Raw genomic sequence first — 15,634 nt, 5'->3', positions numbered from 1 at the left:
TTTCATCTGTTTTTGAACGCTTATTACATTGGTCAGTCTTCATTTTCAAATATAAATATAAGTAAAAAGGTGATACCTTTTGGTATCACCTTTTTTAAATACAAGTGCTCGATATTAGTACATACCGCCCATGCCGCCGTCAGCAGGCATTGCGGGAGCAGCAACCGGCTCCTTCTTATCTGCCACCAAGGATTCGGTGGTCAGAATCATAGCAGCGATAGAAGCGGCATTCTGCAGAGCGGAACGAGATACCTTTGTAGGATCTACGATACCCTGTGTAATCATGTCGCCGTATTCCTGAGTGAGTGCGTTAAAGCCATAGCCAACCTTATTCTCTCTCTTCAGGTTTTCAACAATAACAGAACCTTCGAGGCCTGCGTTTGCAGCAATCTGGCGCAGGGGCTCTTCCAAAGCCTTCAGAACAATCTGCACACCGGTCTTTTCGTCGCCGGTTACAGTTTCCATTAGCTTCTGTACGGGAGAAATTGCATTGATAAGGGCAACGCCGCCGCCGGCTACAATGCCTTCTTCCACAGCTGCCTTGGTAGCTGCCAGAGCATCTTCAATACGCAGCTTCTTATCTTTCATCTCTACTTCGGTAGCAGCACCAACCTTGATGACTGCAACACCGCCAGCAAGCTTTGCAAGGCGCTCTTGCAGCTTCTCACGGTCGAAGTCGGAGGTAGTGGTTTCAAGCTGAGAACGAATCTGAGCAACTCTGTCTTTGATTTCATTCGAGTCGCCTGCACCGTCAACAATGATGGTGTTTTCTTTATCAACCTTCACCTGGCGAGCACGACCTAACTGAGCAATGGTGGTATCCTTCAGCTCGAGACCAAGCTCTTCGGAGATAACCTGACCACCGGTTAAAACCGCGATGTCGCGAAGCATTTCTTTTCTTCTGTCGCCAAAGCCGGGAGCCTTTACGCCAACGCAGGTAAAGGTGCCACGCAGCTTATTGAGAATCAAAGTGGTGAGAGCCTCACCCTCAATGTCCTCAGCAATCATAACGAGCTTTTTGCCAGACTGTACGATGCTCTCGAGCAGGGGCAGAATCTCCTGAATGTTGGAAATCTTCTTATCGGTAATGAGGATATAAGCATCATCGATAACGGCTTCCATCTTATTGGTATCGGTAACCATATAAGGGGTGATGTAGCCACGGTCAAACTGCATGCCCTCTACAACCTCAGAGTATGTTTCAGCAGTTTTAGACTCTTCAACGGTAATAACTCCGTCGGCGCTTACTTTCTCCATTGCTTCTGCAATCAGCTTACCAATATACTCATCTGCAGAAGAAACGGTTGCAACTCTGGCAATATCTTCAGAGCCAGTAACCTTCTTAGAATTGTGGATAACAGCCTCAACCGCTGTATCAACTGCCTTCTGAATGCCTTTGCGCAGAATCATGGGGTTTGCACCGGCAGCCAGATTCTTCATGCCCTCGCGAACCAAAGCCTGTGCAAGCAGGGTAGCGGTAGTGGTACCGTCACCGGCTACGTCGTTGGTTTTGATTGCAACTTCTTTTACAAGCTGAGCGCCCATGTTCTCAAAGGGATCCTCAAGCTCAATTTCTTTTGCAATGGTTACACCATCGTTAGTGATGAGGGGAGCACCAAACTTTTTATCGAGCACTACGTTGCGGCCTTTCGGTCCCAAGGTAATCTTAACGGTATCGGCCAGCTGGTTCACGCCGCTCATCAGAGCTTTTCTGGCTTCTACATCAAAAATAATCTGCTTTGCCATACTGTATTCCTCCTAAATTTAAATATCAAAATGATAAATCATTCCACAACAGCAAGAATATCGGACTGCCGTACAATGGTGTACTCTTCACCGTCGATTTTCACTTCTGTTCCGGCATATTTGCTGCTGATGACCTTATCGCCCACCTTAACGTACATGGTAACTTCTTTGCCGTCTACCATACCGCCGGGGCCAACCGCGATAACAGCCGCGATTTGGGGCTTCTCTTTTGCGGAGCCAGCAAGCAGGATACCGCTTTTTGTGGTTTCCTCTGCTTCTTCCATTTTAATCAGAACTCTGTCGGAAAGTGGTTTGATCGTCATTTCCTATTTCCTCCTTATAAAAAATCTAAATGATTGATTTGGTTTAGCACTCAATATCCTCGAGTGCTAAGACTTATTTTATCCGTTGCTTCCATAAAAATCAAGAGGTTTTTTCCTAAAAACGGGAATTTCATAATTTTTTTACAATTGCTTGTCCCCTAATGAGTTTAGCTTTCCTCTCAAATTTTTCCTGATTCATTTAAAGGCAAATAAAGCCTCCGGCCTAGCTAGTAAGAGACCACAGAATTAATAACAACTAAATCTGAACTTTGATGTAGATTGCATTTTTCAACCAAAAGTTGTAAAGTATTATAATTATAAAGCATTAAGTAACAACAACTTAGTTTTATTTACTTAAAAATTCAGGAGGAGCTATTCTATGTTTAAACTATTAGACGAAAGTTATGACAAGGTTATTCAAAGTGTTTATTTGACTGCTACTGCTGATTATGATTTTGCATTGAAAAAACTTGTTCCATTGATAGATAAACTGGATTTTCAAAGAAATCCATTACGTAAGTCGTTTTATAGTAGACTTGAAAACGATATAGTTAATGGGTGTATTATGCCCTTTTTAACTATTGCAATTAAAAAAGATATTAGTAAGGATAAATTACCTTTTTATACGGACGATAATATTGAATATTTTTTACAACTGCTTGATAACGCTTTCGTTTTGGATGGTATTCAACGTCTTAACACGTTAAAGCGTGTTGCATCAATGCCAGATTTTGATTCATCTAGGCCAATATATTTTAATGTTTTGATATGTGGTTCAATGGATAAATTATTGTATCGTATGGTTACATTAAATAATGGTCAAAAGCCTATGACAGCAAGACACCAAATAGAAGTTTTGGCAAATAATATATTCGACTTTGATAATCTTTCTATTATTTCTGTTACAGAAAAACAAAATAAATTAAGTAAAAAGTTATCTAATGAAGCTACTATGAATAAAGAAAATTTAATAAAAGCATATATCGCATACATAAGTGCCTCAGTTAATATCGATAACCAAAAAATAATTGAGTCCAAGATGGACGAACTTATTACTGATCAAATCATGGACTCCAATATTACGAAGAGAGAAACTCAATATCACGATATAATAAGTTATGTGAGTGGATGTATGGAGAATACTTTTCTAAAAAATTGGTTTAAAACCCCTAATAATTTTATAGGTTTTTCTGCAGCTATGTCCAGTCAATTTGAAGAAATACGTAATACTCCTCATGACGAACTTGTGAATTCATTAATATTATTTGAAAATGCATTTTCATCTATCGATGTTTCAAAAATAAAATTAGGAATGGCTCGAAGACGTATGGTGAAATACTTCTTTGAAAACTATGAGAAGTTATCTGTTATGGATAATAATAGATTGCTTGACAAAATTTCAATGGAGATATAATAACATGAAGATGCGAAATGTAGGGATATATGAATATCAAGAACGATTTTCAGACTCAAAACAAGATAAATTGCCATTATCTATGCAATTACCTACAGCAACGAATGAAGCACTCTTGCTTCGTGTTCTGTTAGGTCAAATAGATTTTAAAAAAAATTCTGGAGCTTTGACTAAGCCAAGAGCTAATTATTTACTTCTTCCTTATGCTTCAACAGGTACCATTACTTATAGTGCCATTAGCGATATATTTAGTAATAGTGATAATCAAATAGATATAATTGAAAACAAAGAAATTATTGATAAGTATTTTACTCAAAATCGTCGTAATCACGATGTTCATGAAAAAGTATTATTTGAAATTTCTAATTATTTTATCAATCAACACCAATCACCAATAACTGCATTCGCACACTTATATAGATGTCTTGAATATATATCCTATAGCTTTCCGATGCTGTATGCAGCGAAATCAAGGAATTATAAAGGGAGCTTTCAAGACCTTAAAAAGTTTTTTTCTGGCGATACTGCCAGTGAGCTTAAATTTTTTCAAAAATTTCTTAAAGTATTATTCGATGATGAAACAACCACACTAAGTTATAAATTTGAAACTAATCTTTCCTTAAGTAATTCGTTGGATTATTTGATAAGTGATTGTTCTCGAGTTTATACTAGGGTTCCTTATGTAATAGAAAATGGTATACTAGAAGTCACATTTGAAAATGTACTTGACTTTTTTATTACTACGAGAAATCGATTTTTTCATATGCTAATTGGTCAAGGCCAAGAAAACTTTAGTTCAAATAATTATGATATTAGTGAGTATTTCTGCTCAATAAATCCTTGCATGTTAAATTGGCTATCAATAATAATTCAAAAAATCACAATATATGGTTTTTATTCTTCATTAACAGATTCGTAGAATATGACTATACTATACCACAAATCATCTTCATGACTTGAAACGCTAAATTTTATATTAAAAATATTTACTCTATTCTCGGAACTCCAAGCATTAAACGTTTTCTCTACATTAGCCAAATTAGGATAAGAAATTATTTTAATTAAGCTCATCTTCCGTCCACCTTTTTATTAAAATTGTATTATATAGTATGTCCAATTAATAAAAAAAATGTCTGAGGAATAATAAATGTCAACTAATTAAACATCCCTGGTGTAAATGCGAGAGTAATTCGCCGTCGCTGCTGACATTTCAATCAAACAGCCGGTGCTTGTCTTGCGATAAAAGGGCAGGATTTCATATGAAATCCTGCCCTTTTACAATTCTTATTTACGCTTTAAAGTAACTAAACAGCTGGCATTTAATCATGCCGTTGTATAGCTTGCGGCGCTTGTCCGCCGGGCGGCCAAAGCAGCCTTCAAAGGTTTCATCCGGACTGATGATGTGGTAGCTCCAGCCACGCTTGGGTAAAAAGTGCTTACCCATTTCTCGGTAAAGTTCTTCGGCCTCGCTTAAATCGAGCAGGCGCTCACCGTAAGGGGGGTTGCAAATCACACAGCCACGCTCTCTATCCTCTGCAAAATCGCGAATGTCGCGTTTTTCTGCACGAACGTGAGCAATAACGCCTGCTTTCTTTGCATTTTCCAGTGTTAGCGCAACGGCGGCGCCATCAATGTCGTAGCCGGTGGCGAGGAATGTGCTGTCGCGCTTTACCAAATCCTGTGCGCGTGCTTTCTCCTGAACCCATACACTTTCGTCAATTCCCTTCCAGCTTTGTGCCGCGAAGGAACGCTGCAGGCCGGGCGCAATGTTCATGGCAAGCAAAGCGGATTCAATGAGAATGGTGCCCGAACCGCAAAACGGGTCGTACACGTGGGAATCCGGCCAAAGGCGAGCAAGCTTAGCCATTGTTGCCGCAAGCGTTTCTTTAATCGGCGCTTCTGCCGCATTGGGGCGGTAACCGCGCTTATGCAAGCCCACACCGCTTGTGTCGAGCATGACACTAACTGTGTCTTTTAAAATGAGGAACTGTACCTGATACATATCGCCGGATTCCTCAAACCACGGCACACGGTATTTCAGCTTTAGGCGTTCCACAATGGCCTTTTTGATGATAGACTGGCAGTCCGGAACGCTGGAAAGCTGCGAGCTAAGCGAACGCCCCTTTACCGGGAAGCGATCCTTTTTGTCGATCCACTGTTCCCAAGGCAATGCCTTCACCCCTTGGAAAAGCTGCTCAAAGGTGACGGCACGGAACGTGCCAAGCAGCACGAGCACACGCTCGCTATAACGGGAGCAAATGTTTGCCCGCGCCAGTATTTCGGGGCTGCCCGCAAAAACCACACGCCCGTTTTGCGGCTCTACCTGCTGCGCACCCATGTCTCGCAGTTCTTCCGCCACGAGGCCTTCTACGCCAAGCAGGCATGGGCATACCAGTTGAAATTGATCCATTGTGTTTCTCTCCGTATTCTGAAAAAGTATAGTAATAAACTCTAAAACAAGATACCAGCACCCGCCACAACTGGCGAAATGCTCTCTGCTATCTGTTATTCCATAAAGAAACGGGCAAGTATTTTACTTCTTACCCGAGAAATAAAACGGAGGCCGCAGTCTAATACGGCCCCCGCTGACTCACTCTATTATTCCACGTCTGGCTCTAATAAACCGTAATCACCGTTTTTGCGCTGATATACTACGTTAATTTCACCCGTAGTACCGTTGCGGAACATGTAAAACTGATGCCCCAACAGGTTCATCTGCAAAATTGCCTCTTCCAAAGTAAGAGGTTTTACGGGGAAGTGCTTGGTACGAACAACGCGGTATTCATCGTCTTCTGCTGCTGATGCAGGCTCAGCCTCCTCAGGGATTTCCAACACGAGCTGATCCAGTGCCGCAGAATGAATCTGCTTGTCCAAACGAGTCTTGTTTTTGCGAATCTGACGCCCCAATGCGCTAACAACCTGATCCAGCGCATCGTTCATTTCAAAATCGGTAGCTTCTGCACGATAAATCATGCCTTTGCTCCGGATGGTGATTTCAACCGTCTGGCGGTTACGCTCCAACGTTACCACCACATGAGCATCTGCGTCTTCATCAAAAATCTTGTCAAAGCGAGAGAGCTTTTTTGTTGCTAGGTTCTTAAAATGATCTTTCAGTGTTACCTTACGTCCAGTAATTGTGATATTCATGTACGCATCTCCTTTGCAAATGGAAATCGCTGAGTTTTCGGAACAAATTCCTGAAAATTCACCCGAACTCTCTGAATGTATTATAACATAACTACTGAAAAAATAGAAGTAGTTCGACACGAAATGATTATTTTTTTATGTGTAAATTACCAAATATAAATTGCTGTTAGAACAAACCACTTTATAAAAGTAATCATTATATCATTAAAATAATAATAATCGCTGTTTTATTTACCCTATATTAGCACCACTACATTCCTAATATTACTTGTATACGGTACCGCATATCCGGTTCAGTTTTAAATGGTCTTTTCTGCTCTCAATTGCTTATATTAAAGTAATCTAGATAGTTATTTTTTTATGTCGAGTCACATGGCAGCCCACGTTAACCGCTACCGGCAAACCGGCAATGTGGGTTGCAAAGGTCTCTATATTTACCGCCAGTGCAGTTACGTTACCGCCAAACCCTTGCGGGCCAACGTTGAGCTCATTTACCGCTTTGAGCATACTTTCCTCTAGCTCCCGATAAAACGGGTCGGGATTCGGCTCATCGAGCGGGCGGCAAAGCGCTTTTTTCGCCAGCTGAGCGCAATATTCAAAATCGCCGCCGATTCCAACGCCCAGCACTACGGGCGGGCAAGGATTTCCGCCTGCAAGGCGGACGGTTTCAGTTACAAAGTCAATCATCTGCTGCGGCCCAGCGGCAGGTGTCATCATTTTCAAGCGGCTCATATTTTCACTGCCAAAGCCTTTGGGGCAGGCAGTAAGGGTTACGCGGTCACCTGGTACAATACGGGTATGCAGTACAGCTGGTGTATTATCCTCTGTATTGATTCGCCGAAGCGGGTCACCCACAACGGACAAGCGAAGCAAGCCTTCCACATAGCCGCGGCGAACACCCTCATTTACAGCGTCTTCAAACGAACCGCCGGTGAGATGAACCTCCTGGCCTATCTCTGCAAACACAACTGCCATACCGGTATCCTGGCAAATCGGCAGATTCAAGCGCCTTGCGGCATCTAGGTTTTCGCACAAATCCTCTAATATAGACTTCCCAAGCGGGTTGCTTTCTTTTTGAACCGAGCAGCGGATGCAGCTCTCCAAATCGCCGGACAGCTCACGGTTCGCTTCAATGAACATGTTGCACAACTCGTCGCTAATGAGGGAAACGGAAACCTCTCTCATATCATTCCAACTCCTTTTATCGCACCCAATAGGCACGCACAAACCGTAATTTTAAAGAACACGCCTGCCGGAAACAAACACCATCTCGGGTTTTGTGCTAATTTGCAGTGGGTCTTCACGGAAAATCGAAAAATCAGCATCCTTACCCTGCTCTAATGAGCCAACACGGTCATCAATACGGCAAATACGCGCCGCGTTAATAGTAATTGCACGAAGCGCCTCTTCTCGGCTTAACCCTTCACGAACCGCTAAACCGGCGCAAACCGGCAGGTACTGAATCGGAATTACTGGATGGTCGGTCACAATTGTGATTCGAACCTTGTTCTCTGCCAAAATACCGGGGCATGCGGGAGTCAGATTTTTCAGCTCTGGTTTCGAACGGTCGCACAAAATGGGGCCGCACAATACCGGAACATCTTCCTCCGCCAAGTCCTCAGCAATGAGGTGGCCGTCTGTTCCATGCACAATCACATAATTGAGCCCAAATTCGCGCCCTAAGCGCATAGCGGTAAAAATATCGTCTGCACGGTGGGCATGAAAATGTACCGGAAGCTCCCCTTTCAATACAGGGATAAGCGCCTCACATTTGATGTCGTATTCCGGAGGGTCTATTTCTTCATCCTCACGAGAAAGCTCCAAATCCTCCAAATAGCGGCGAGTCTTAAAGAGTTCTTCTCGAATCAAAGCAGCCGTTGCCATTCGGGTAGAGGGCGTTTGGCTCTTGCTGTGGTAAATGGATTTTGGATTCTCACCCAATGCCATTTTCATTGCCACAGGTGCCTGTACCAGCATATTATCAATGCGCCGTCCCGCCGTTTTAATTGCAGCAAGCTGCCCTCCAATGGGGTTCGCACTGCCCGGGCCAGTAACAACGGTGGTAATACCCGCGGCACAGGCTTCCTCAAAGCAGCGGTCCAAAGGATTCACAGCATCAATACCCCGCAAATGCGGCGTAACCGGGTCGGTATCCTCATTGCCGTCATCCCCTTCAAATGCCAAACCATCTTCCCACATGCCGAGATGCGTGTGAGCATCGATAAAGCCGGGGTACACGCAAGCACCCTCCGCATCAATCACTTCTTCCCCCTCGGCTGCCGGTGCGGGCATCGCGCCCACGGCGGCTATTTTGCCATCACGTACAAGTAAATAACCGTTGGAAATCGGCTCGCCAGCCATTGTAAAAATCATTGCATTTTGAATTAGCATGTATTCACTCCTAATACGGGCTAATGCCCGAACACATATTTTCGCACAAAAAGGCGGAGTGTAACCACTCCGCCTAAGACCGTCGAGAAAGTCGCACAACTGCAAAACCGAACCGTGGCTTTGCCTTCCTGCGCTGGCTGTATCAAACAAGCGCTCGTTACAAACACAAGTATGCCCAATTTCAATCACTTGCGATATGTATTTTATGAGGCTTTACAGGGGTTCTTATCGAGAAGAGCCACCATGCTTTGTAAAGCCGCCGCGCTTGGAATCCATGCACCTTTTGAGGTCGGTCATCTTTTCATCACTAGATTGCTTGAACCGAGACATCATTTCCTCAAAGCTGGATGCTTCCGGTTTTTTGCTGGCCTGCCACTCATAGTTGCCCGGCCGGCCGGCGGGACGTGGCCCGGAGGGACGCGGCGCATAACGACGAACGGCCGGTCCGTTGTCGCGAGGCGGCGGCGGAACAGCCTTTTTCATAGAAAGACTCACTTTACCATCATCGCTGATGCTCAGCACCTTCACCTTGACCATCTGATTTTCCGTTACATAGTCTCGGATTTCTTTCACGAAGGTTGGAGCTACCTCAGAAATATGAACCATCCCGGTTTTGCCTTCGGGAAGCTCTACAAAAGCACCAAATTTTGTAATCCCAGTAACCTTTCCTTCAAGAATTGTTCCTACCTCAAGTTGCATACAGTAATAATATCCTCCTCTTAAATTCAGAGCCGTTTAATTCCCCGCAATATTTACAAAAACACGTTCGCCGGGCTTGGCATAATCGAGCCCTTCCCGCACTACGCGCTCTATGTACTCGTCGCTAACTCCGCTTCCCGAAGATAAGCCGTGCTTAATATCTTCGTTTTTGATTTCTTGAATTGTAATCTGCTGCTTTAATTCGGCAAGCTGACGTTTTCGTTCACTAATCTGCATTTGCTGATTCACAAGAGCAACTGCTATGTAAATGGCAAAAACAAAAATCGCAAATCGCAGCAAAAAGCTTTTCTTTTCCTTTTTTGCTTTCAGCACCCTCATAAAGTCAAACAGCCTCCCTCTTCGCAGTCCGCAATAATGGGGTAAATTCAAAATCTATATAGCTGATTATACACTATTTGGCGGGGAGGTTTCAAGCGGTTTTTTTCTTTTCTTGCGAAATCTTCCGAAATTTAAAGGTTTTGCTATCACTTTCCCAATTTTTATGCAAAAATTTTTAACTCGGCGGAATACCCAACAAAACAAGCGCCCAACTGGTTGAAAAAACCAGCGCATCAGAAAGTTCTTTATTGCTTTTAGAATTCGTAGCAAAAGCTTTGCCAAACGAAACGTAATTTCGCCTAGCGTGAGAAAATAGACGCACATGCCGATTGCCTCACCCGCCAGCAAATAAAACCGAATTTCTCCCCAATTAACTGCAAGAGCCAAAAGGAAGCTGGCTACCGCTGCAACAAAGCAAACAAAAATATCTTGCCAAATCACTTGGCGTTTTTCACTGCGTGCAAATACACGATATATGCGAAATACATCGTAAAATGCACCGAGTACAAAACCAACCGCCAGAGCAATTAAAAAGCCCTGGCCTTGCTCCTCCAGAGTAAGACCCAACGTGTATCACCCCGCTATCGGAACATCTTTGAGAATAGGCCGCCCCCGCTGCTCTGCTTTTGGTCGGTATAGGTTACAGAAGAGATCTCTCCCGTAATGGTAAGCTCCCCTGTTTCGGTATTGAGCTTGCCAATTTGCAAATTGCGGCCGCGAATTACAATTTCGCCTAAATCTGTATAGGCTACCACTGTTTGATCGTCAAAGCTGTCTACATTCGAAACTCCAGTTGCCGTGAGTGATTTTCTGTTATCCACAATCAGGCTATGAGGCGTATGCACCGTTTTGGCTGCTGGCTTTTTGTCTTCCGCCATGATCGTTCCCTCCCGATAGTATAGATTATCACCGTTCCGCGTACCTTGCGATTTTGACCCATAAATAATAATAGGCAAAGAACTTGGTTTTAGCAGCGGATGGACTATTCTACATATATGCGCGCAGAGAGGGACATATTCTAGACAAAGCTTAGGAAAGCGCCTCATACATTTCGGCGGCTTCTCCCTTAGGGGCAAATTCACTTACGCGAACGACTCGTACCTTGAGTGTACGCGCACCAAGCTGCAGCTCGATTAAATCGCCCTCTTTCACTTCGTAAGAGGCTCTTGCCACTTTGTCGTTTACCATAACTCGGCCTGCATCGCACGCTTCATTCGCAATGGTGCGGCGCTTAATTAAGCGAGATACTTTTAAGTATTTATCTAACCTCATGAAAGTTATTCCTTTCTTATCTTTTAAAAAGATTCTTATAAAAAACAAACCTTTTATTCACAAACAAACCTTATGAAGATAATACAAAAGGCTACGGCAAACGCTTAACGCCTGTCCGCAGCCTTCTAATTCATAAATAGAATTATTTATCGGTAGCATCCTTAAATGCTTTACCAGCTTTGAAAGCCGGAATTTTGGACGCAGGGATTGTAATGGGGGAATTGGTTCTGGGGTCACGGCCTTGTCTTTCATTGCGAGAGCGAACTTCGAATGTACCAAAGCCAACCAGCTGTACTTTCTCTTCGCTTGCTACGGTCTCAATAATCACGTCGATCATTGCGTTTACTGCGCTGTCGGCATCCTTCTTGGAAATAGCGGCTTTTTCTGCCACTGCAGAAATCAATTCTGTTTTGTTCATAAGATTTGTTACCTCCAAAATTTTATTTTACAGTCTGGTTTTCCAGCTGGGGAATGGTACGCTGTTTTACTTCACACCAAAGCTCGTCCAGCTCTTCTGGCGATAAAGTGTTCAGTCGCTGTCCTCTTTCCTGTGCCAATTCTTCTGCTGCAGTAAAGCGAGCAATGAACTTGTTACAAGAAATTGTAAGCGCCTGCTCCGGTTCCATATTTAGGTGCCGGGCCGCATTCACTACTGAAAACAAAAGATCACCGACCTCCTGCTCGCAGTCTTGCACATTACCCTTCCGGATCGCCTCCTTCAGTTCCGCGGTTTCTTCCTCGACCTTTTGCAGCGTCTGCCAAACATCAGCAAAGTCATACCCCGATTTTGCCGCTTTTTGCTGCACCTTGGCACTGCGCATCAGTGCCGGCAATGCAGGAGAAACGCTCTCTAGCACCTGCGCCTGTGTGGTTTGGTGCTTCGTGCGCTTTTTGATGGCATCCCAGTTCGTGAGAACCTCTGCGGTATCCTGGACATGGACATCCCCAAACACATGGGGATGGCGAATAATTAGCTTTTTACAAATGCCGTCGGCAACCTGATCAAAACGAAACCTGCCTGCTTCTTCTTCCAAATCTGCATGGAAGACAACCTGAAGCAGCACATCTCCCAGTTCTTCCTGTAAAAGCTCCGCATTCTCAGTGTCGATCGCCTCAACCACCTCGTACGTTTCTTCTATCAAGCAAGCCCTGATGCTGTGATGTGTCTGCTCCCGGTCCCAGGGGCATCCCCCGGGCGAACGGAGAATTCTGACAATTTGCAGCAAGTCTTCAATCGTATAAGTTTCTTTTCTTTGAAAATCCAACCTCACAGGTCCTTTCCTGGAATATAGCCGGCGAAAACTAGTACTATATTACCCTATCCATCCATGTTTTTCAAGTATTTTTGCAATTTTTTGCCCGTTTGGCAGCATCAAAATATCATCTCTGCAAATTGCTCGCAAACACAGCAGGGAAAGTGAATAAACCAGCACTGCCACGCCTACTCCTCCGAGCGTGGAAACATTCTCAGAAAGCACGTGCGAAAGTAGCCCTCGAGTTGACCATGCAGCGCCACAACACAAGACAGATGCAACCAAAGGCTTACCAAAAATAGAAAAGAAATTTGGCAAGATTCGGGTCTCTCGGCACAGGCAAATCAGTGCGGCAACCGTAAGGAAGAAATAGCAGGCCAGCGTGCCGGCACCGGCACCCAGCACATTAATTTGGGGAATTCCCACCAAATAATAATTGAGCGCTACCTTGATGGTAAGTCCAACGGCAAGCAGCTTAACGGGTAAATCAACACGACCCACGGCTTGCAGCATGCTGTTTACTGGTGTACTAAAGGACGCAAAAATTGCACCTACTCCCATTATGACTAATACATGAGACGTAATAGGCAGTGACGGCCGTGCACCAAACACCAAGCGTGCCACAGGCCCCGCCATAACAGCAAGCCCCATGCCCGCAGGAATGCTGAATAAAGCCGTGACTCGCAGAACCGCTTCCATACTTTTCTTTAGGTGCTTTTTTTCGCCGCGCGTATAAGCTGCGGTTACATTTGGCAGTGCGCTGATTCCAAACGCCTGCGTAATGGCGGGAACAAGCATAAACAGTGTGAGTGCCATCGAGAAGCAGCCGAACAAAAAGTTAGGGACGGTGTCTGTTTCAATGTTGATTTGTGGTATCATTCCCTGATACATGGAAAGTAATACCTGTGGATTTTCCTCCATTACGTTATGAATTCTTGTCTGCAAAAACGTGGTGTCTACCATGGCGGCTACATTAACTGCCATTGCGCCAACTCCGATTGGAATGGCGGTTCGCACTAAGCGGGAAACGGTTTTACGCATACTGCGCGGAGGTGGCGAGTTCATTAGATTTTCTTCGGTGATGCCGTCACCTAACAGCTTATGGCGGCAAAACAAAAAGATAAAGCTTAAAAGAGAACCAACCGTAACACCAAGAATTGCTCCGGCAGCCGCATAAGGGAGCACTGCACTGCGGGCATAATCACGAGAGGCCGCAGTTACACCAAATACGGTACCTAACGCTTCATACTCCTTCATACCCCGGTGCAATACCCAGCAGGCGGCAGAAAGCCCAACTGTGAGCTTGCTCAACGCCTCAATAATTTCTGAAATTGCAGTGGGGTACATATTCCGTAGACCTTCATAGTATCCCCGATAAATCGCTGTTAAACAACTAAATAAAATTGCCGGAGCCAGCGTGTACAGTGCCGGCAAAGCATTTTCGTTGCCGATAATACTCGCGTAAGACGCCGCACCAAAAACCATAAGTAAAAAGCCAACCGTACCGGTTCCAATAAAAATGGGCGCCGAGGCGCGGTGAATGCGCCGTATATCGCGGTAAGCACCGCGGGTGCTACTTTCTGATACCAAGCGAGAAATGGCGATTGGGAAGCCTGCCGTAGCCAAGCTGTAAATTGGGCCATAAAAATTATAAGCGGTATTAAAATACCCCAGACCATCCTCTGTAATAATCCATGTGAGCGGTACCTTAAATAAGGCGCCGATTAGCTTTACAATTAAAATGCTCGCGGTTAAAATCAAAGCGCCGTGTAAAAAGCTTTGACTCTTCCTGCGGGAAGCTTTCCCCATATCAGCACATCCATTCCCTAAAATCTGTCCTTTCGAAAAATATATTAAGGCGTGGGAACAGTTATGCCGCTGAAAATGTACTGGGATGGAAAGCAGTCGGTCAATTCATGAGAACACCCAGCGATTCCATTCATTTTTAAAGATTATGTCCGATATAGTATAAAAAGAAATATTTATTATAAGGAAGGTAATGGAATCATGGGTATGACTGTTTGCTACACACAAGTAAACCCTTCCCTGCTGAATACACTTCGGGAGATTAAAGAACCCGAAGAAATGCTGGAAGCATTGGAGTCTTTGGAAGAAGAAGTGGAATGCTGCTATCTAGACAAAATGTGGGATGGCCTCCACTGCTTTTTAACCGGCACTTCCGCCAGTACCCCGAAGGAAAACGACCCTCTCAGTGAAGCGGTGCTGGGCAAAGAGATTTTCTTTGAGGACGAGGAAGCAGACTACATGGCATACATGATGCCGGAGGACGTAAAAAAGGCAGCGAAGGCACTTGATGCGGTTGATCTTGAGCAGAGAAAAGCTACTTTTTCCCCTAAGGAATATCACGAAAAAGAAATATACCCTGATATTTGGCTGAAAGAAGACCACGACAGTCTGCTGGAAGAATTAGTTGAAAACTTCAAAGGGCTAACGGAATTTTACCGTGCGACTGCCAAAAACGGCAAAGGGATTATTGTCAGCATCTATTAGTCAAAAACCTGCCCTATTGCTATTTTTTGATAGGTATAGGTTACTGGCAGCTTAATCATTTCTTAAGAGCAAACTTTAAATTCGCATCTTTTACACATCATCACTATTGTAGATGCTTAGTGATACAAAAAAAGCAGACTTAACTTCCCTCGAAAGGGAGTAAGTCTGCTTTTATTACATTCATTATGCAGCGGAATTACAGTTGTGCGGAGGCCTCCTGAATTTGCTCTTCGAGCGCTTTCATTTGGTCTTTAAGCTCATCAATCGCTACCATTGCTTCTGCTACCAAATCCGCAGGATCGCTGTCTGCTTTTTTGGCATCGTATACGGCCTTACCCAAAGCCTCATACTTTTTGTTGATTTCGTTATTCAGCTCGGCCGCACTGATTTTCAGTTTGGATACATCCACAAGCTGCCCAGCTTTTTTCCCGACCGCATTCGCAGCCGTTTTTGCATTAATGACAACATCTTCAAAAAGGCCCATCGTAGACACGCTCCTTCGATTTTTTGTTTGATTCGATTATACCATCTATTTGGCT

18 protein-coding genes are annotated in these 15,634 nt (G+C 44.2%); 3 read left to right on the top strand and 15 right to left on the bottom strand.

The features are described 5' to 3' along the window. Positions 1-114: 114 nt before the first annotated feature. Both groL and groES read right to left on the bottom strand, forming a co-directional pair. A complete protein-coding gene (gene groL / locus E7L17_RS07835) occupies positions 115-1,746 on the bottom strand; it encodes a chaperonin GroEL (protein ID WP_316322701.1) in 1,632 nt (543 codons plus the stop codon). A 38-nt stretch (positions 1,747-1,784) separates the two neighbouring features. Beyond that, positions 1,785-2,069: a co-chaperone GroES gene (groES, locus tag E7L17_RS07830; protein WP_085833043.1), complete on the bottom strand. Its 285-nt coding sequence runs from the start codon at positions 2,067-2,069 to the stop codon at positions 1,785-1,787. Positions 2,070-2,448: 379 nt separating this feature from the next. Between groES and E7L17_RS07825 the strand changes: the two genes are divergently transcribed. Then, entirely contained in the window at positions 2,449-3,483 is a 1,035-nt protein-coding gene (locus E7L17_RS07825) for a hypothetical protein (RefSeq protein WP_316322700.1), read from the top strand. A 4-nt stretch (positions 3,484-3,487) separates the two neighbouring features. Further along, on the top strand, positions 3,488-4,402 hold the full coding sequence (locus tag E7L17_RS07820) for a hypothetical protein (RefSeq protein ID WP_316322699.1): 915 nt from the start codon (positions 3,488-3,490) through the stop codon (positions 4,400-4,402). A gap of 369 nt (positions 4,403-4,771) precedes the next feature. On the opposite strand, the gene E7L17_RS07815 is transcribed toward E7L17_RS07820, so the two are convergent. The 12 genes from E7L17_RS07815 to E7L17_RS07760 form a co-directional block, all read right to left on the bottom strand. Further along, positions 4,772-5,893: a class I SAM-dependent RNA methyltransferase gene (locus E7L17_RS07815; RefSeq protein WP_316322698.1), complete on the bottom strand. Its 1,122-nt coding sequence runs from the start codon at positions 5,891-5,893 to the stop codon at positions 4,772-4,774. A 188-nt stretch (positions 5,894-6,081) separates the two neighbouring features. Next, a complete protein-coding gene (gene hpf, locus E7L17_RS07810; RefSeq protein ID WP_316322697.1) occupies positions 6,082-6,630 on the bottom strand; it encodes a ribosome hibernation-promoting factor, HPF/YfiA family in 549 nt (182 codons plus the stop codon). Between the two features lie 342 nt (positions 6,631-6,972). Then, a complete protein-coding gene (locus tag E7L17_RS07805) occupies positions 6,973-7,815 on the bottom strand; it encodes a fumarate hydratase (RefSeq protein WP_316322696.1) in 843 nt (280 codons plus the stop codon). Positions 7,816-7,866: 51 nt separating this feature from the next. Beyond that, on the bottom strand, positions 7,867-9,021 hold the full coding sequence (locus E7L17_RS07800) for an amidohydrolase (RefSeq protein WP_316322695.1): 1,155 nt from the start codon (positions 9,019-9,021) through the stop codon (positions 7,867-7,869). A 225-nt stretch (positions 9,022-9,246) separates the two neighbouring features. Next, the gene (locus tag E7L17_RS07795; RefSeq protein ID WP_316322694.1) at positions 9,247-9,720 is read right to left on the bottom strand and encodes a S1 RNA-binding domain-containing protein; all 474 of its coding nucleotides are present in this window, start codon (positions 9,718-9,720) and stop codon (positions 9,247-9,249) included. 36 nt (positions 9,721-9,756) lie between these two features. Further along, positions 9,757-10,059, bottom strand: a complete 303-nt coding sequence (locus E7L17_RS07790) for an FtsB family cell division protein (RefSeq protein WP_316322693.1) — start codon at positions 10,057-10,059, stop codon at positions 9,757-9,759. A 66-nt stretch (positions 10,060-10,125) separates the two neighbouring features. Continuing rightward, positions 10,126-10,626, bottom strand: coding sequence for a spore cortex biosynthesis protein YabQ (gene yabQ / locus E7L17_RS07785; protein ID WP_316322692.1), 501 nt, complete (start codon positions 10,624-10,626; stop codon positions 10,126-10,128). 14 nt (positions 10,627-10,640) lie between these two features. Then, entirely contained in the window at positions 10,641-10,937 is a 297-nt protein-coding gene (yabP, locus tag E7L17_RS07780; RefSeq protein WP_085833035.1) for a sporulation protein YabP, read from the bottom strand. A 151-nt stretch (positions 10,938-11,088) separates the two neighbouring features. Then, positions 11,089-11,331, bottom strand: a complete 243-nt coding sequence (locus tag E7L17_RS07775) for an RNA-binding S4 domain-containing protein (protein ID WP_316322691.1) — start codon at positions 11,329-11,331, stop codon at positions 11,089-11,091. Positions 11,332-11,473: 142 nt separating this feature from the next. Next, a complete protein-coding gene (locus E7L17_RS07770; protein ID WP_085833033.1) occupies positions 11,474-11,749 on the bottom strand; it encodes an HU family DNA-binding protein in 276 nt (91 codons plus the stop codon). A gap of 22 nt (positions 11,750-11,771) precedes the next feature. After that, positions 11,772-12,596, bottom strand: a complete 825-nt coding sequence (gene mazG / locus E7L17_RS07765) for a nucleoside triphosphate pyrophosphohydrolase (protein WP_316322690.1) — start codon at positions 12,594-12,596, stop codon at positions 11,772-11,774. Between the two features lie 48 nt (positions 12,597-12,644). Further along, positions 12,645-14,393, bottom strand: a complete 1,749-nt coding sequence (locus tag E7L17_RS07760; protein WP_316322689.1) for a polysaccharide biosynthesis protein — start codon at positions 14,391-14,393, stop codon at positions 12,645-12,647. 198 nt (positions 14,394-14,591) lie between these two features. Here E7L17_RS07760 and E7L17_RS07755 point away from each other — a divergent pair, with 198 nt between their 5' ends. Further along, positions 14,592-15,095, top strand: coding sequence for a YfbM family protein (locus E7L17_RS07755; protein WP_316322688.1), 504 nt, complete (start codon positions 14,592-14,594; stop codon positions 15,093-15,095). A 196-nt stretch (positions 15,096-15,291) separates the two neighbouring features. On the opposite strand, the gene E7L17_RS07750 is transcribed toward E7L17_RS07755, so the two are convergent. After that, the gene (locus E7L17_RS07750) at positions 15,292-15,579 is read right to left on the bottom strand and encodes a hypothetical protein (RefSeq protein ID WP_316322687.1); all 288 of its coding nucleotides are present in this window, start codon (positions 15,577-15,579) and stop codon (positions 15,292-15,294) included. Between the last annotated feature and the right edge of the window lie 55 nt (positions 15,580-15,634).

The sequence above is a fragment of the Clostridium sp. genome (assembly GCF_032576335.1).
Taxonomy (GTDB): Bacteria; Bacillota; Clostridia; order Oscillospirales; family Acutalibacteraceae; genus Faecalispora.
This window is presented reverse-complemented; position numbering and strand designations above follow the sequence as displayed.